Raw genomic sequence first — 18442 nt, 5'->3', positions numbered from 1 at the left:
ATTGTATCTTTTATACTCAATTAGACATAGATCAATGCACTGCTCAAAGACCCCTCTATAGTAAGGTGTTACCAATATAATTTTTGGATAAGGAAGCGCCCGTGCAATCAAATAATATAGAGCAATTTCCAACCCCACCGTCTGATCATGTTAAAGACTTAAATAGCGAGTTGGTATTTGACCTAAATGTCAAAAAACCACCAATGAAGTGGAACGCCGATGGTAAATACCCCTATTCATCAAAGATGGATGTCGTAGAGTACGAAAGGCACAAACATGAATTGCAAATTGAGCTTCTTAAAATGCAAGGTTGGGTAAAACAAACCAATCAACGTATTGTTGTGCTTTTCGAGGGCCGAGATGCGGCAGGTAAAGGTGGCACAATTAAACGGTTTATGGAACACCTAAACCCCCGTGGCGCACATGTTATCGCACTTGAAAAACCAAATGCCAGAGAGCGTAATCAGTGGTATTTTCAACGTTATATTCAGCACTTACCTACAAAAGGAGAAATCATTCTTTTTGACCGCTCTTGGTATAACCGTGCTGGTGTAGAAAAAGTCATGAGCTTTTGTGACGATAATGAATATCTCGAATTTATGCGCCAAACACCCGATCTCGAACGCATGCTGGTCAATAGCGGTATTAAATTATTTAAATATTGGTTCTCTGTTAGTCGTGAAGAACAATTTAGACGCTTTAAGTCTCGCCAAAATGACCCTCTGAAGCAATGGAAGCTCAGTCCGGTTGATATGGCCTCGCTTTCAAAATGGCATGACTACAGTGAAGCGAAAGATGCCATGATGTTTCATACGCATACCAAAGATGCACCATGGACCCAGATCCGCTCTGACGACAAAAAGCGTGGTCGTATTAACTGTATGAGACACTTCTTAAGCTGCTTAGATTACCCAGGCAAAGATGAAGACGTCGTTAATCAAGTTGACCCTCTGATTGTCGGCGAGCCGAGTTCTTTCGAACGTAAATAAGGAGTCACAATGGAAGATTTAACATTAGATGCCGATCTTGTTTTTGAAGACAGACTGACGAAACTGGAAAAAATAATACAATTTAGCCAGCAAGAAGTTGAGCGCACATCGGCAATTGCAAAAGACGCTTCAGATAAAGCACAACTTGCCGTTGATCAAGCTAAAGAAGCAGAAAATGCCGCTGAAAAAGCCATTAAGAAACTGAAATATGCAACTAAGCAACTTAAAGACGCTAAAGTAATGAAAATTGCCCAAAAGAAAGCATCTAAAAAGTCTGCCATCAAGCGGGCTAAGAAAATGGCTAAAAACAAAAAAGCTGATACATCAGCAGCCTAATTTATAAATAGCAGAGTTAAAGCTCTGCTATTTCTTATCACTTACTCGATAATTCAAATTTCCTCTGCTAAAACAGATATAGCAATCATGCTATCAAAGAAGGAAATTGCTATGTCAGAGAATAACTCTGGAAGTTACCAGCACTTTTTAGGAAACCCTATTGCAAAGCCACCCTGTCGTATGCTCAATGCAAGAATGTACGGTTTTTTTATTGAAGGCAAATACGACACGATCACCAATTTTGTCGATTCAACGTTAAATTCAGTATCAACCAATGATGTGTATTTTAAACCGCTATCTCAATATTGTTTACTTACTTTTACTGATATTGAAAACATCGCTTCAAAAGTTGAACCATTTAGTCAATACGGTTGGATGCAAGAAACAGATATTATTGTTTGGTTGCCTATTGCTAAGGTAGATAAGAGCACAAAGAAAGCTTTACATATTTATTGGTATCCGGCGTTTATTACCGTAAATAATATTAACGCCTTAGTGAATGGTCGCGAAACTTGGGGTTATAACAAGTATTTGTGCCGCTACTCTATGCCTAGTGACTATAAACAAGCTGACAACTTTACGTTAAGCCTAGAAACATTTCAGCCGTTTAATCCAACTACCAAAATGGACTGGCACGAATTGCTCACCATTAAACGTTTCTCTGACGGTGATTCGCTATTTGAAGAGATCATAGAAGTTGGTCAAGAAGTGGCAGAGCTTATTCATGCGAGCATAGAGGAAATCCAGATAAGCGCTGAACTTATAAAGCAATTTATGAGTGGGATTAAAAACCCGCAAATGGATCAAATTCTGTTTAAGCAAATTCCTGACGGGTTTGCCTACAATTCGGTATACAGTGCCGTGGTTCACTCACCTTCAACTGTGAGAAAAGTCCATAAGATAGCGATGCTCAAAGACGAGTATCACGTCAACATCAATAAACTCGATGCTTTCCCGTTTGATCAGATGTTTGGCATTAAAATTGGGCAGCAAAAAGCCCTACTCCCCTATTATGTTTGCATGGATTTTGACCAGGATGGTGCTTATGAAATAGTTTCAAATAACAGCTAAAGGAGCTGACTATGGCTAAGGAAAAAATCGTTATTTTAGGTGGCGGCGTTGCCGCAATGACATCAGCTGTTTACTTGACAGAAGATGAAAACTGGCAAGATAAATATGACATTACAGTTTACCAGCTAGGTTGGCGTTTAGGTGGTAAAGGCGCCAGTGGTAGAAATCCCTATTTAGGACAAAGAATTGAAGAGCATGGTCTACATGTATGGTTTGGCGCTTATGTTAATTCATTTCGCGCTATTGAAACTGTATATAATAAATTAAACAGGCCAGACAACATGCCCTTGAATACCTGGCAAGAAGCATTTAAGCCACATAGTTTTGTGGTGTTACAAGAGTTCATTGAAAGTGAATGGGAAACTTGGCCAGTAGACTTTCCAACAATTGAGGGGAACCCAGCTGATGGCACTCTCGATCTGCATTTTTGGCAATTGCTCGAAGTACTTATTGCATGGCTTCATAAATTCATAGACTCATTAGAAGACGAAATAGAACAGGCAAACAAGGTAACTAAGTTACAAACAAAAAAGCCTAGAGATAGAAACTTATTAAGACACTTGGCTACAGAAATAACTGATGCCTTCGATGACATTGAAGACGAAGTGAGTGATTTTTTTGACTCCGCGCATGATGAACTGAAAGAAATTTGGTCTTCGCCTAAGATCCTTGCCACCCAGCTCAAACACCTTTTATCCCTCAGATCGAATGATAAAAATCTACAAAACCCAAAAGACAGACTTGTTGTTTGGTACATAGTTCGTAAATTGAAACGCTGGTTAAATAGTGAGGCCATTGAATTACTCGATGATAATCCAACGATTAGACGCGCTTATATCTGCGCTGATTTAGCCATCGCAATGGCGACAGGACTAATAAAAGATAAAGTTTTCTCTAAAGGCTTTGGTGCAATCAACAATATCGATTTTAAAGATTGGCTTAAAAAGAATGGCGCTAACGAAAAGTACAGTGTTGAATCAGCGCCTGTAATCGGTTTTTACGATTTAGTATTCGGTTATGTCGATGGTGATTTTAGCAAAGGAGATGTTGAAGCTGGCGTTGCAAGTTTAGCAATGCTAAGACTTATGCTCTGTTACCACGGTGGCGTTATGTGGAAAATGCAAGCAGGCATGGGTGATGTAATATTTTCACCTATTTACGAATTACTAAAACACCGCGGTGTAAAATTTGAATTTTTCCACCAGGTTGAAGCTTTAAAGCCCGCAACTAATAGCCAAACTGATAATCTCATTAGTGAGATTGTGATGACTGAACAAGTCTCATTGAAGTCAAATAGCTATGATCCACTTGTAGATGTCAAAGGTTTACCCTGCTGGCCCTCCTACCCGCTTTATGATCAAATTGAAGATGCGCAAGCTGATTTATTACAAGACAAAAATATTAATTTGGAATCATTCTGGAGTGATTGGCCTCAAGTTTATGAAGCGAAATTTGGGCACACTTTAACGACCAAGACACTAAAGCAAGGGAAAGATTTCGACAAAGTAATTTTTGGTATTTCAGTCGCTTCTATTGAGCACTTATGTCCTGAATTAATCGCACTAGACGACAAATTTAAGCAACAAGCAACTGAAGTTAAAGCTGTCGCTACTCAAGCATTTCAATTGTGGTTGAATAAAACGGATGAGCAGCTTGGTTTTAAATACATTCCTGATAGCCAAGAGCGTCCTATTCTAAGTAGTTTTTCTCAGCCTTTTGATACCTGGGCTGCAATGTCTAACTTATTAGATAAAGAAGATTGGCCACTAAACAATCATCCCAAAAATATCGCTTATTTTTGTAGTGCCTTTACGTGTGATGATTACCCTGGTAAAGATATACACGACTTCCCTTCTCAGCAAAAAGCCATTGTTAAACAAAACGCGCTCGAAAAATTGAATAAAGAAATGCAACCACTATGGCCTGAAGCCTATCACGGTGATGAATTTAATTGGGACATTCTTTATTCTTCAAATAAGCTACCGGGGGAGTCACGTTTTGATGAACAATATTGGCGCGTAAACGTCGATCCTTCTGAGCGCTATGTGCTATCAGTCACAAATAGTAGCCAATATCGATTGCCAACTGATGGCACTATTTTCAGTAATTTATTCATCACGGGGGACTGGATCAAAACTGGTGTAAATGCCGGATGTGTTGAAGCCGCAGTAATGGCTGGCATGCAAACATCAAGAGCCATTTGCGGTATACCTGAGCATATCAGCGGTGAAGATGGATTTGAGCCTGATGGCGCGCTTTGATATAAATTATATTTATAGCAACTATTTTTGGTATTGATGTAAATTATTATGTATTTGCGATAGAATCGCACTGCAAGTAATTGATAGATTCAAAATATCATACATAAAGTCGGCTATAATATGAGTCGGCTTTAATGAGCATTTTCGTTGGGCAATTTAATTTAGCACTAAGTTGCTCACTTCGTATCAAGTAAAAAAACACCGAGAGTTTTCTATGAGTTTGTATACAGAATACATGGAAGAGATCCAAACGCGTAAAGCGGAACTTGGACTTAGCCCAAAACCAATCGACAACGCAGAGCTTCTGTCTGAAATCATTGCTCAAATTAAAGATACAACAAATGAGCACCGTGAAGATTCTTTAAACTTCTTCATCTACAACACATTGCCAGGTACTACATCTGCGGCAGGTGTTAAGGCACAATTTTTAAAAGAGATCATTCTTGGTGAAGAGTCTGTAGCTGAAATCACAGCTGATTTTGCATTTGAACTACTTTCACACATGAAAGGTGGTCCATCAATCGCTGCTCTACTAGACCTTGCTCTAGGTGAAGATGCTGCAACCGCTTCAAAAGCTGCTGACGTACTTAAAACACAAGTTTTCTTATACGATGCAGATACAACTCGTCTACAAGACGCATTCAAAGCTGGCAATGCCGTTGCTAAAGACATCTTAGAAAGCTACGCAAAAGCAGAGTTCTTCACTAAGTTGCCTGACGTTGCAGAAAAAATTGAAGTTGTAACTTACATTGCTGGTGAAGGTGATATCTCAACTGATTTACTTTCTCCAGGTCACCAAGCACACTCACGTGCTGACCGTGAACTACACGGCCAATGCATGATCACACCTGAAGCACAGCAAGAAATTGTTGCACTTCAAAAGCAGCACCCTAACGCTAAAGTTATGCTTATCGCTGAAAAAGGCACTATGGGTGTAGGTTCTTCACGTATGTCTGGTGTGAATAACGTCGCACTTTGGGCTGGTGAGCAAGCAAGCCCATATGTTCCATTCATCAACATTGCACCTGTTGTTGCGGGTACTAACGGTATTGCACCTATCTTCCTTACTACAGTTGATGTAACTGGTGGTATCGGACTTGACCTTAAAAACTGGGTTAAGAAAGTAGACGCTGAAGGTAACACAGTTACTGATGAAAATGGCGACCCAGTACTAGAAGAAGCATACTCTGTAGCAACGGGTACTGTGCTAACTATCGATACTAAAGCTAAAAAACTATTCAACGGTGAAGAAGAACTAGCAGACATCTCATCTGCATTCACACCACAAAAAGTTGAATTCATGAAAGCTGGCGGTTCTTACGCAGTCGTATTCGGTAAGAAACTTCAAACATTAGCAGCAGAAACACTAGGTGTTGCAGCACCAGCTGTATACGCACCATCTAAAGAAATCTCGCACGAAGGCCAAGGTCTAACAGCTGTAGAGAAAATCTTTAACCGTAACGCAGTTGGTGTTCAGTCTGAAACGCCATTACACGCAGGCTCGAATGTACGTGTTAAAGTAAACATCGTTGGCTCTCAAGATACTACGGGTCCAATGACGTCACAGGAACTTGAAGCAATGGCTGCTTCAACAATTTCTCCTCTTGTTGACGGTGCATACCAATCTGGTTGTCACACGGCTTCTGTATGGGATAAAAAAGCGCAAGCAAACATTCCTAAGCTAATGGCATTCATGAACAAGTTTGGTCTTATCACTGCACGTGACCCTAAGGGTGTATATCACTCAATGACTGACGTAATCCACAAAGTACTTAACGATATTACAGTGGATGACCGCGCAATCATCATCGGTGGTGACTCGCACACGCGTATGTCTAAAGGCGTAGCGTTCGGTGCTGACTCAGGTACTGTTGCACTAGCACTAGCAACGGGTGAGTCTGCAATGCCAATTCCAGAGTCTGTGAAAGTAACTTTCAAAGGCAACATGGCTAAGCACATGGACTTCCGTGACGTTGTTCACGCAACTCAAGCGCAAATGCTTAAGCAATTTGGCGGTGAGAACGTGTTCCAAGGTCGTATCATCGAAGTTCACATTGGTACACTAATGGCTGACCAAGCGTTCACATTCACTGACTGGACTGCAGAAATGAAAGCGAAAGCGTCTATCTGTATTTCAAACAATGAAACACTTGTTAAGTCTATCGAGCTAGCTAAGAGCCGTATCCAGATTATGATCAATAAGGGTATGGAAAACGAAGCTAAGACGCTACAAGGCCTTATCGACCTAGCTGACGAGCGTATTGCAGGTGTTCAATCTGGCGAGCAACCAGCTCTAGCACCAGACGACAACGCTAAGTACTACGCTGAAGTTGTTGTTGACCTTGACGAAATCGTTGAGCCAATGATTGCAGACCCAGATGTAAACAACGAAGACGTATCTAAGCGTTACACGCACGACGTTATTCGCCCAGTTTCATTCTACAATGACAAGCCTGTAGACCTAGGTTTCGTTGGTTCTTGTATGGTTCACAAAGGTGACATGCAAATCATCGCTCAGATGCTACGTAACCTTGAAAAACTAAATGGTTCTATTGAATTCAAAGCACCGCTAGTTGTTGCGCCACCAACGTACAACATCGTTGATGAGCTTAAAGCTGAAGGCGATTGGGATATCCTAGCTAAGTACGCTGGCTTCCAGTTTGACGATGAGCAACCTAAAACGGCTGCACGTACTAAGTACGACAACATCCTATACCTAGAACGCCCTGGTTGTAACCTTTGTATGGGTAACCAAGAAAAAGCTGAACCTGGTGACACTGTGATCGCAACATCAACGCGTCTTTTCCAAGGCCGTGTTGTAGCTGATACAGCTGAGAAAAAAGGTGAATCTCTACTTGGCTCTACACCACTAGTAGTGCTTTCAACAGTACTTGGCCGCTTCCCAACTATCGAAGAGTATACTGCGGCAGTTGAGGGCATCGACCTAACAGCATTTACTCCTGCTGAAGAAGAACTAACAACTAAGTTTGGTTCTGAGCAAGCTGTGCCAGTAAAAGTTGTTGATGCTTAATATTGTTAAGCTTCTTTAATTTTAAAACGCGGTAAGTATTTCTTCTTACCGCGTTTTTTATTTTTCAAAACGCTTTTCGAAATTAATAACATCCTTTTTTGCAAGTGCTTTCTGATATACCCAACCTTGAACTACCTCAATTTTTAAACCATTAATAAACGCCAACTGCTCGTGTGTTTCTACACCTTCAGCAACAATCGATTTATCCATCTTATGAAGTAATTCAACAACATGTTGATAGAATTCTTTTCCCTTAACTGTGCCAGTATCGTCTAGTAATGATTTATCAAGCTTAATGTATTTTATTGGTAACTCTGACAACATTGCCAAACTAGAATAGCCGGTTCCAAAATCATCAATAACTGTATGTATTTTTGCATTCTGTAAGCTTTTTATATTCTTAAGCACCGTTTTCTTATCTGTTAGATAACTTGATTCAACTATTTCAATTTTTAGCTGACTTGGAAAATCTTTGAACACTTCACAGATATATTCTACTAACAAACTGTTTGTCATCACTTTTGGATTAACATTTATGCTTATGACTGGTTTAAACCCTTTACTATTAAAATACAATAAATCTCTGTGTGCTTGTTCAATCACCCACATATCGATAATTTCTGTTTCATCATGTTTGATTAAAGTGTCTAAGAAATAAGGACCAACAATATCACCTGATTGTTTTTCTAATCTTAACAATGCTTCGAAACCAGAAACGGTTTTTGAAAATTGGCAAATTTGCGGTTGGTAATAAAGTAGTAGCCTACCCTTGCTGATCTCTGTGAGGACTTCTTTCAGTGTTTTATTTGCTTTATCTAGATCTATTTGGTGTGCAATAAAATCTGACTCACCTTTATTACGAATCTGCTCAGAGATGTTGAGTTGATCACTCAATTTACTGATGGCCTTATCAAAATTGATTTGTTCACTGTGCCATTTCAAAAATGGGTAATAAACTAATGTGTTCAAGCATAATAAAAATAATTGCAATAACAGCCCTGATAAGCCTTGAGACACAATGAACCCATTTACCAATGTAGGTGTCATCCAACTAATCGTTTCATTACTCACGTTAACCAACCCATAATCTATGACTGTATAAGAAATCACAAAGTTAATTGTTGGTGCCATTACAAAAGGAATTAGCATAATCGGGTTTAAAAATATCGGTAATGCAAAAAGAATGATTTCGCAAAAGTTGAAAACCGTAAATGGCATTGAAAGTTTAGCGATGTTCTTTTCATGTGAGCCAGATTTCAAGAATAATGCCGCAATAATTAACCCTGCGAAACAGCCTGTCCCACCTATTAAAACAAATGTGTCGTAAAATGTTTTCGCAGGTAAGTTTCCTATAATTGGCTGCATCAAATAATTTGCGTCAAATACCATATTAAAAGTATTGTCGCCATGAATGCCTAAAAACCAAAGCCCGTGTATAAACAGCATTCTTTCAAACGTTAATTCTGCTATCGTTGATTGACTAATATCTGGCGTTATCCAAGAAGCAATCAGATCACCGGTAAAATTAATTACCGGCATAAATGTATAAAAACTAAAGAATGTCAGCGTAAAAGGTAGGATAATCAGTAATTTTTCGCTCAAAAAACGACTTATATGATGAAAGTGTTTATCTAAATTAGGGTGAAGGTTTACCAACAAATTTAAGATCAGGCTACTTAAACAAGGAATAATTACCGCATAGGGTGTGCCGCCAGTAGGATCAAGTCTAAATGACTCACCATCAAAATTGATATACTGCCCATGAAGTGAAAAGCAGAGCAGCGCTAGCATGGCACCCACCACACCACTTTGCCCAAAGTTTTTACTAATAAAAAAACCGATGGAAATAGAAACAATAACTGGAAATAAAGAAAGCACTAAAGAAGCACTTGCCAGTATGACTGAATAAGCATGATCGGTCTGTGCCACAATATTGAACTTTACAGCACTATTTAACAACAAAATAGCGATGGCACTGCTGACAAAATAGGGGATCAGAGCAATGAAGGCTTCACGCAAAGACAGAAGAAATCGACTGTGTAATACCGCCTTTATTGAACGTTTCGCTGTTTTAAATGACAAAAAAGCGCCCCAAACATTGCTGTTAAATTAAGTATAATCTCCTTCTGAATATCTGCGAATAAATCATTAAAATTCGTTACTATGCGAGTATATAAGTGCTTCAACGATGGCATTTAACAATGGATTGGCTTGGTGATTTTTCGAAAGGATTAAACTCACTGGGATCTGATATGTGTATTTCTCAGGCTGTATTACCTTCATTAGCCCTTTATCAACCCAGTAACTCGCGTAATGCTCCGGGAGATAACCAATAAACTGACCAGATAAAATTAAATGCGCAATGCCTTCATCATGATATGCCGTTGCACTGTTTTGATAATTCAAACCATCATTTCTGACTTCTTTGTCCCTCATATAGTTTGAAGTAATCACTTCAGCATCAGATAAACGCTCAGACAATCTCTGTCTTTCTAATCTGAACAGTTCATGCCCTTTGCCACAGTATAGATAGTTGTTTTCGTTGTGCAGCGGAATATATTCAAGCCCTCTTATATGATGACGACTCACACCTAAACCTACGAGTGAACGACCATTTATCACCGAAGTTTCAACTTCTCTGGCCTCACAAACATTAATATCAAATTGAATGTTCTTACTTAACTGTCGAAGTGACGCTATCGCTTGCGCAACGCCACAGCGGGGGTCATTCACCATAGTATCTATGACAGAGATACTCACTCGACCCGATAACTCATTTTTAGAACTGGCTACAGTATTGGCAAAGGCTTCACATTGACGAAGGAGCTCTAAAGAGGCTTGATAGGTTACCCTTCCCGGCTCTGTTAACTCAAAACCACTTCGACCTCGCTTACAAAGCTTTATGCCTAAACGAACTTCTAAGTCCGACAAATGTGAACTAATGGTCGAGCGTCCAATATTTAATCTAGATTCTGCAGCAGATAAACCACCACATTCCACGATTGCGACAAAAACTCTTAATAATTTGAGATCTACGTCATGTATTTGCATTAATGTGCCAAATATTTAGTTTGATAAACCCGGAATGAATATCGATTATATGCAATTTATAAAACTTCATCCACTCATTAATATTTACGCCATAAATATAAGAACTCAATGAATTTGGAGAACAAGATGACGTTTAGATATGGTGTAGACCGTCTAGATCTTGATACTGTAAATAGTATTGCAAACGGTTCAGTTGATGCTGTTTTAACCAGTGAAGCTATCAACAAAATAAATACAAGCCGTCAACGTGTTGACAAAATGGCTGCATCGAGCGAAGCGGTTTATGGCATTAACACAGGTTTTGGTCCTTTATGTGACACCCAAATCACGCCTGAAGAAACTCACCTTTTACAAAAAAACCTACTTATCACACACGCTGTTGGTGTAGGTAACCCGATTGCAAAGTCAATCTCTAAGCTCATGCTTATCACCAAAGTACATGCATTAAGCCAAGGTTTCTCTGGTATTCGCTTAGCAGTGGTTGAGCGTATGCTTAAGTTCGTTGAACTTGATATTATTCCAGTTGTACCTGAGCAAGGCTCTGTTGGTGCTTCAGGTGACCTTGCGCCACTTTCTCATTTATTCTTACCACTACTTGGTGAAGGTGAATTTTGGGTAGGCGACGAAATTCAACCTGCGGCAAAAGTACTGGCAGACAACAACCTTAAAGTAATGGACTTACATGCCAAAGAAGGTCTAGCACTGATTAATGGTACTCAGTTTATTCTGTCACATGCCATCACTGGCCTAACTAAAATGCGTTACTTACTCGACCTTGCAGACATTGCAGGCGCAATGAGTATTGAAGGCATGCAAGGCAGTGAGCAACCATTCAGAGAAGAACTACACGCAATTCGTGCGTTTGAGGGCAACATTGAAGTGGCTAAACGTATGCGCCGCTTATTTAAAGACTCACAAAACATGGCTGATCATGAGGAGTGTGACCGCGTACAAGATCCGTACTCTTTACGTTGTATTCCTCAGGTTCACGGCGCATCACGTAACGCGTACAACCATTTAAAAGAATTAGCAGAGACTGAAATGAACTCTGTTACTGATAACCCAATCGTTATCAGCGAAGAAGAAGCCATCTCGGGTGGTAGCTTCCACGGTCAGCCTTTGGCTATGGTACTTGACTACGCGTCAATTGCGGCTGCTGAACTGGGTAATATTTCAGACCGTCGTTGTTACTTACTACTTGAAGGCCTACACGGTTTACCACGTCTATTAACGACATCTGGCGGCTTAAATTCTGGCATGATGATCCCGCAGTACACCACAGCGGCATTAGTAACTGAAAATAAATCGTTATGTTTCCCACCGTCTGCTGACAGCGTGCCAACGTCAATGGGTCAAGAAGACCATGTATCTATGGGTAGTATTTCTGGCCGTAAATTCAACCAAATTCTAGGTAACCTAGAAAAAATCTTTGCAATCGAATTAATGTACGCTGCACAAGCCGTTGATTTCAGACGTCCAAATACTTGTTCAGATATTATTGAACAAAACCACGCGTTGATCCGTACTAAGGTTGCCAAGCTTGAAGAAGACAGACTACTTAAGCCTGACATCGATGCCATGGTTGAATTTGTAACATCTCAAGCTTTCACAGTTTCAGTAAACTAAGGAAAACCGACATGAATTTTCAAGATATCATCAAACAAGGTATTCCAAGCGTTTTGCCAGAGCCAAAAGCGTATCCGGCTGGTGCGAACCGCGCACCAAAACGTAAAGATATTTTAAGCGCAGAAGAAAAACAGCTCGCAGTTCGCAATGCCCTTCGCTATTTCCCAAAAGAGTGGCATGCAGAGCTTGCCGTTGAATTTGCTCAAGAGTTGAAAGATTTTGGCCGAATTTATATGTACCGCTTTAAGCCTAACTATGAGCTAAAAGCGCGTTCAATCTCTGACTATCCGGCAAAATGTGAGCAAGCTGCTGCGATCATGCTAATGATCGACAACAACCTTGATCCAGCTGTGGCACAGCACCCAGAAGAGCTTATCACTTACGGTGGTAACGGTGCGGTATTCCAAAACTGGGCGCAATACCTACTGGCTATGAAGTACCTAAGCGAGATGGCAGAAGACCAAACGCTACATATGTACTCTGGTCACCCTATGGGCTTATTCCCATCTTCAAAAGACGCGCCGCGCGTTGTGGTTACAAACGGTATGATGATCCCGAACTACTCTCAGCCAGATGACTGGGAAAAGTTCAATGCATTGGGTGTCACTCAGTACGGTCAAATGACTGCGGGTTCATTCATGTATATTGGCCCACAAGGTATCGTACACGGTACAACTATTACGGTAATGAATGCATTCCGTAAAGTACTTAATAAAGGCGAAAGCCCGAAAGGTAAGATCTTCTTAACAGCGGGTCTTGGCGGTATGAGTGGTGCACAGCCAAAAGCGGGTAACATTGCTAACTGTATTACAGTATGTGCCGAAGTTAACCCGAAAGCCGCGATTAAACGTCATGAGCAAGGTTGGGTAGATGAACTCGTTGATAACATCGATGACCTAGTTGCACGTGTGCGTAAAGCACAAGAAAACGAAGAAGTGGTGTCTATTGCGTTCATTGGTAACATTGTAAACGTGTGGGAAAGCTTCTTAGCTGAAGACATTTTTGTACACTTAGGCTCAGACCAAACGTCTCTTCATAACCCATGGTCAGGCGGTTACTACCCGGTTGATATTAGCTACGAAGAATCAAACCGCTTAATCCGTGAAGAGCCTGATCTATTCAAAGAAAAAGTGCAGTCAACCCTTAAGCGTCATGCGGCAGCTGTAAACAAGCACACAGCGAAAGGCACATATTTCTTCGATTACGGTAATGCGTTCTTACTCGAAGCATCTCGCGCAGGCGGTGATATTATGGCTGAAAACGGCATTGACTTTAAATATCCGTCATACGTGCAAGATATTCTAGGCCCTATGTGTTTTGACTATGGCTTTGGTCCATTCCGTTGGGTATGTACTTCTGGTAACCCTGCAGACTTAGACAAAACGGATGCGATTGCCGCGCAAGTGCTTGAAGAGATCATGGCAAACTCGCCAGAAGAAATTCAGCAACAGATGCAAGACAACATCACGTGGATCAAAGACGCGAAAGAAAACAAGCTAGTGGTTGGTTCACAAGCGCGTATTCTTTATGCTGACTCTGAAGGCCGTATTAAAATTGCTAAAGCATTTAACGATGCCATTGAGCGCGGTGAGATTGGTCCTGTGGTACTTGGTCGTGACCACCACGATGTATCTGGTACAGATTCACCATTCCGCGAAACATCTAACATCTATGATGGCAGCCGCTTCACGGCGGACATGGCTATTCACAATGTGATCGGTGACGGTTTCCGTGGTGCAACATGGGTGTCTATCCACAACGGCGGTGGCGTTGGTTGGGGTGAAGTGATCAACGGTGGCTTTGGTATGCTACTTGACGGCTCAAGCGATGCTGAGCGTCGTCTTAAGTCAATGCTACTATTCGACGTAAACAATGGTATTGCACGTCGTAGCTGGGCGCGTAACGAAGAAGCAAACTTCGCCATCAAACGTGAAATGGCGCGTACACCTAAGCTTAAAGTCACACTTTCACAAAATGTCGAAGACGATATTTTAAATAAGTTGGATTTTAAATAAAACAAGCTGTTTTTCTGAGAAAGCCGTTTCAATACATGAAACGGCTTTTTTTTGATACGACTTTATATTTATTGTGCAAGCTAGGTGCAAGATGATCTTAACTAAGATTGTTTCTCACTATAAATTCGACACACTCAAACAAAAATCATTTGATAGGGGTTTATTTAAAAGTAACCTTACCACCAACAATTTTTAGTGCGGGCGTGCCTCTGATCAGTGTTTTTCTTGCAAATTCAATATTACACTGAGGACAATGTATTTTATCGTTTGTGTAATCTTCAACAATTCGCTCTTCAAAACATTTAACTAGCGCACCTTTACCGCCCTTTCGGTATTTAAAAAGTTGAGTTCTACATTTTGCGCAAAAAATATCAACCGTTCTTACCGGCCCTTTTTTATTCGGTTTTGCCATTGCGATTATTTATAAAAAATAGCCAACCAAATCGTTGGCTGTTGTTCTGAAGTTTGTTTCACTTTGTGCTTTGTATGAGCTGATATATTTAAAGAATCTCCTTTTTCTAGCCTCACACATTTGCCATTTTCAAATTCAAGTACGCCAAACCCTTCTAAGACCATAACCCATTCATGCTCGTCTTGGTCATACCAACCCGTTGCAGGTGAGTTATGTCCTTGAGAAATTATTCGTTCGACCCGAACAGAATCAGTATTGATTAGATCTTCAAAGACTTCGTCTGATAAGTCAGTAGGAATATTATTAAGTAAGTTAACTGTCATTCGCTTAAGTTATGGCTGTTGGTTTTGGTTTCTCATCAGTTGCATGTGTTTCAGCTAAACTCATTTGCCCTGATAGCCAATTATTTAACTGAATTGCGACCTCAGGCATTATGTCATTTTTACCAGCGTGTTTGTAGCTGGCGAGTGAAGGCAAACCTGCTTGCAATCGCAAAGTATGGTCCATATTTTTTATGATATGTGTACTTGTTGATGCTTTTGTAACCTTAGCGATGAGCTTGGTGTCATCAGGGTGACATTGAAAGTCTTTTTCACCTCCAATGGCTAATATCGGTTTTATCGTATTAACCAGGTGCGACTTCACATCATAATTAAATGTTTCTCTGTAGAACTTGGTGCTTACTTTGTGAAAGCCAACTCTCACTGTTGGTTTATCGCTAATTTCAACTTTTTGCCGCAAATCTCGCATAGTTTTAGCAGGGTCTTTGGTGTACAAAAAAAGCCTTAAGATCTTGCCTTTTAAGCCCTTTAGAGCATCGAGATCTCTATTCATTACTTCTGCATTTTTAATGCCATCTTCTTCAAAGCTACGAAGGCTAGCGCAAAGCATAATTAACCCAGAAATAAGTTTATTCTCATTTGCTATTTCAGGTGCTAAACAAGCCCCTTCACTATGCCCTAATACATAAATAGCGTCAGTATTTACTTGTTTATGGGTTGAAATATGGTTGATTGCTTGGTGAGCATCTAACACAACTTCTTCTAACCCAGCTGTTTTAAAATCGCCTTCACTTTTACCTGCACCACGCTTGTCATAACAAAAACTGGCGTAACCGGCTTCAATTAACTGCTCTGAAAGTTGTTTAAAAATATTGGTGTCGAAACCATTGATATTGCCATCTCTGTCTTGCTGGCCACTACCGTGAACCATAACAACACAAGGAAATTTCCCCTTACTTTTAGGTAATGACAATGTACCTTTTAAATTTAACTTTTGTGACTTAAATACAATCTCTTCCTGAACCATTTTTACTCCTTGAAGCTTAAAATAAGCTTTATTCTTCTGGGTCTTGTGGATGTACTTCCGTTACCGCTTTTTGCACTATTTTCACCCTTCCCGATTTTACCAATGCATCTCGCAAAATATACTCTATTTGCGCGTTTACACTGCGTAAGTCATCGTCGGCCCAGCGCTGTACTGCCGCTAATACATCAGGGTTTATTCTAAGTGGGTAACTTTTCTTACTGGCCAAAATAAGCCTCTTTAAATTGCTGAGTTGAAGCTTACACTTCAACTCAATTTGAAAATCTAGTGTCAGTAAAGGCTACCTGCATTGACCACAGGTTGCGTATTTTGCTCGGCGCATAATACCACCAGCAAGTTGCTAACCATAGCTGCTTTGCGCTCTTCGTCTAGCTCTACGATTTCTCGCTCAGACAATCGGCTTAATGCAAGCTCTACCATACCAACAGCACCATCTACGATTTTTTGTCTTGCAGCAATAATGGCTGAAGCTTGTTGACGCTGTAACATGGCACTGGCAATTTCTGACGCATAAGCAAGGTGTGAAATTCTAGCTTCATGTACTTTTACACCTGCTTTTGCCAGCCTATCTTGAATTTCTGTTTTTAAAGCTTCAGAGACTTGAATTGGGTGACTGCGCAATGCAATTTCATCACCGTCATGTTGATCGTAGGGATAAGCGCTTGACATATTTCTTAGCGCCGCTTCACTTTGAATGTTTACAAAGCTTTCGTAGTCATCTACTTCAAATACGGCTTCTGCAGTGTCATTCACTGACCACACAACCACGGTAGCAATCTCAATCGGATTACCGTGAGCATCATTTACTTTGATTTTATTACTTTCAAAATTTCTTAACCTTAAAGAAATATTTCTACGAATAAAGAAAGGCACAGTCCAACGTAACCCATTTTCTTTTACTGTGCCTACGTAGCTGCCAAACAAAGTCAGTACACGGCCTTGGTTTGGCTGCACCATAAATAAACCTGTTAAACAGGCCAAACTAAGCACAGCTAGAACAACAAATAAAATGCCACTCCCATTTACTGGGTTAAATTGGCTTAAACAGGCTAATGCAATTGCAATAAAAATCACCGTTGCAACATACCCGTTTGTTGAGAATCCTTTTGTTTCTTTCATTGAAAACTCCATCAATGTGATATCAAGTTGATATCACATTAGATCGAGTTAAGATTTTAGGCAAGTAGTTTGTTTCTTTTTTGTGGATGTCTATTTGTAACTATTTATTTTGTTTTCAAGCAAAGCGATAGACTTATCGTTTGGAAAATCGAGTTTAAATACCTGATATGCCTGCTCTGCCTCTTTAATTAATTGCTGCTCAAGATAAGCGTTAATTAGAGACTCTGATAATTTAGGATGCTTAAAGATGTTTGCTATTTCAGCTTTAAGCGTTAACTCCTGCCGTTTTTGATCTTGCGTTTGTGCGAGTCTATATGCGTAAAAAGCATAAAGCCCCAAATAATTTAAGTCATATCTCGTTTTATCTTTGGCAAGCTCAATTGAAATAACCGCAGCACCGTTTGATTTGGCCTGTGTTATTAATTCGAAAGTTGCTTCATCTTTAAAGGGTGTTCTTTGCTTTGGTGAAATGCCTAACTTTAGTAACAAGGCTTCTGCGGCTTTAGCGACACTCATCGGGTTTTGAGCTGTTATAAGCGTTCCATCAACAGAAATATACGGCATCATTGGGCTGTTTTTCACAAATGTTGCACCGCGCTCAATCAACTTTTCTTCAAGTGAAAATGGAAATTTATCAAGTAATTCTGCATTAAAAGCTTGTTCTTCAATTTGTGTAAAACTATTTACCTTCTTGCCCGCAACAAAGTAATCACCATCAGGGCCTTTCAAATTAACCAATGCGGCAGGACCGTGACATACAGCAGCAATGGGTGATTGCTGTTCGATAAACTGATTAATGAAAGTTTGAGTTGACGGGTCAAAAGGTAAATCAAACATTGCGCCGTCTCCCCCAACAATGAATAAAGCGTCATAGCTTTGCTGAATTGCCTGTTTTGCTGAGTGAGTATTTTGCAATTTATGAAGGGCAAGCCCTTTGAATTTTTGTATGTAAATTAGATTATCTTTATTTGTCTTAACAACAACCTCACCGCCTTTAGGTGTGACAATATCGAGCTCTAAGTTATGGTTATGTAAAACCAAATAAGTTTGTGCAAGCTCTTCAAGGTCATAACTAATTTTACCTTGGGTTTCATTGCCGTAACCGGAAATTAATAAAGCGACTTTTTTGGCAAATACATGGGGGCTTATTAAGCCCAGACAAATTATGAATAAAGTTAAATATTTCATTGCTGCTTCTCCTTGTT

15 protein-coding genes are annotated in these 18442 nt (G+C 40.1%); 7 read left to right on the top strand and 8 right to left on the bottom strand.

What is annotated here, in order from left to right:
* Positions 1-101 precede the first annotated feature (101 nt).
* From ppk2 to C1E24_RS03245, 5 genes are all read left to right on the top strand, one after another.
* Positions 102-989 carry a polyphosphate kinase 2 gene (gene ppk2, locus C1E24_RS03265; protein ID WP_240721927.1) on the top strand — a complete coding sequence of 296 codons (888 nt, stop codon included), beginning with the start codon at positions 102-104 and terminating at the stop codon, positions 987-989.
* Positions 990-998: 9 nt separating this feature from the next.
* Positions 999-1325 carry a hypothetical protein gene (locus C1E24_RS03260; RefSeq protein ID WP_138478689.1) on the top strand — a complete coding sequence of 109 codons (327 nt, stop codon included), beginning with the start codon at positions 999-1001 and terminating at the stop codon, positions 1323-1325.
* Between the two features lie 111 nt (positions 1326-1436).
* Positions 1437-2396 carry an acetoacetate decarboxylase gene (locus tag C1E24_RS03255; protein ID WP_138478687.1) on the top strand — a complete coding sequence of 320 codons (960 nt, stop codon included), beginning with the start codon at positions 1437-1439 and terminating at the stop codon, positions 2394-2396.
* Between the two features lie 11 nt (positions 2397-2407).
* A complete protein-coding gene (locus tag C1E24_RS03250; RefSeq protein WP_138478685.1) occupies positions 2408-4657 on the top strand; it encodes an NAD(P)-binding protein in 2250 nt (749 codons plus the stop codon).
* 214 nt (positions 4658-4871) lie between these two features.
* Positions 4872-7688 carry a bifunctional aconitate hydratase 2/2-methylisocitrate dehydratase gene (locus C1E24_RS03245; RefSeq protein ID WP_138478684.1) on the top strand — a complete coding sequence of 939 codons (2817 nt, stop codon included), beginning with the start codon at positions 4872-4874 and terminating at the stop codon, positions 7686-7688.
* A 57-nt stretch (positions 7689-7745) separates the two neighbouring features.
* Here the strand turns inward: C1E24_RS03245 and C1E24_RS03240 are convergent, their stop codons facing one another.
* Both C1E24_RS03240 and C1E24_RS03235 read right to left on the bottom strand, forming a co-directional pair.
* Positions 7746-9770 (bottom strand): EAL domain-containing protein, encoded by a 2025-nt coding sequence (locus C1E24_RS03240; protein WP_138478682.1) that lies wholly within the window; start codon positions 9768-9770, stop codon positions 7746-7748.
* A 66-nt stretch (positions 9771-9836) separates the two neighbouring features.
* Positions 9837-10739, bottom strand: a complete 903-nt coding sequence (locus C1E24_RS03235; protein WP_138478681.1) for a LysR family transcriptional regulator — start codon at positions 10737-10739, stop codon at positions 9837-9839.
* 126 nt (positions 10740-10865) lie between these two features.
* On the opposite strand from C1E24_RS03235, the gene hutH reads away from it, so the two are divergent.
* Both hutH and C1E24_RS03225 read left to right on the top strand, forming a co-directional pair.
* Complete coding sequence (gene hutH / locus C1E24_RS03230; protein ID WP_138478679.1) at positions 10866-12365, top strand: histidine ammonia-lyase; 1500 nt, start codon at positions 10866-10868, stop codon at positions 12363-12365.
* 11 nt (positions 12366-12376) lie between these two features.
* Entirely contained in the window at positions 12377-14380 is a 2004-nt protein-coding gene (locus C1E24_RS03225; protein ID WP_138478677.1) for a urocanate hydratase, read from the top strand.
* Between the two features lie 160 nt (positions 14381-14540).
* On the opposite strand, the gene C1E24_RS03220 is transcribed toward C1E24_RS03225, so the two are convergent.
* The 6 genes from C1E24_RS03220 to C1E24_RS03195 all read right to left on the bottom strand — a co-directional run bounded on the left by C1E24_RS03220 (position 14541) and on the right by C1E24_RS03195 (position 18425).
* Positions 14541-14792 carry a hypothetical protein gene (locus C1E24_RS03220; protein WP_138478675.1) on the bottom strand — a complete coding sequence of 84 codons (252 nt, stop codon included), beginning with the start codon at positions 14790-14792 and terminating at the stop codon, positions 14541-14543.
* Positions 14793-14797: 5 nt separating this feature from the next.
* Positions 14798-15115 (bottom strand): cupin domain-containing protein, encoded by a 318-nt coding sequence (locus C1E24_RS03215; RefSeq protein WP_138478673.1) that lies wholly within the window; start codon positions 15113-15115, stop codon positions 14798-14800.
* A gap of 4 nt (positions 15116-15119) precedes the next feature.
* Positions 15120-16100, bottom strand: a complete 981-nt coding sequence (locus tag C1E24_RS03210) for an alpha/beta hydrolase family protein (protein WP_138478671.1) — start codon at positions 16098-16100, stop codon at positions 15120-15122.
* Between the two features lie 28 nt (positions 16101-16128).
* On the bottom strand, positions 16129-16326 hold the full coding sequence (locus C1E24_RS03205) for an Arc family DNA-binding protein (protein WP_138478669.1): 198 nt from the start codon (positions 16324-16326) through the stop codon (positions 16129-16131).
* A 62-nt stretch (positions 16327-16388) separates the two neighbouring features.
* Positions 16389-17237 carry an SPFH domain-containing protein gene (locus C1E24_RS03200; RefSeq protein ID WP_138478667.1) on the bottom strand — a complete coding sequence of 283 codons (849 nt, stop codon included), beginning with the start codon at positions 17235-17237 and terminating at the stop codon, positions 16389-16391.
* 90 nt (positions 17238-17327) lie between these two features.
* Positions 17328-18425 carry a type 1 glutamine amidotransferase domain-containing protein gene (locus C1E24_RS03195; protein WP_138478665.1) on the bottom strand — a complete coding sequence of 366 codons (1098 nt, stop codon included), beginning with the start codon at positions 18423-18425 and terminating at the stop codon, positions 17328-17330.
* Between the last annotated feature and the right edge of the window lie 17 nt (positions 18426-18442).

The organism is Pseudoalteromonas phenolica, from assembly GCF_005876835.1.
GTDB lineage: Bacteria > Pseudomonadota > Gammaproteobacteria > Enterobacterales > Alteromonadaceae > Pseudoalteromonas > Pseudoalteromonas phenolica_B.
The sequence above is the reverse complement of the archived record's forward strand: the minus strand, read 5'-3'. Positions and strand labels throughout refer to the sequence as shown.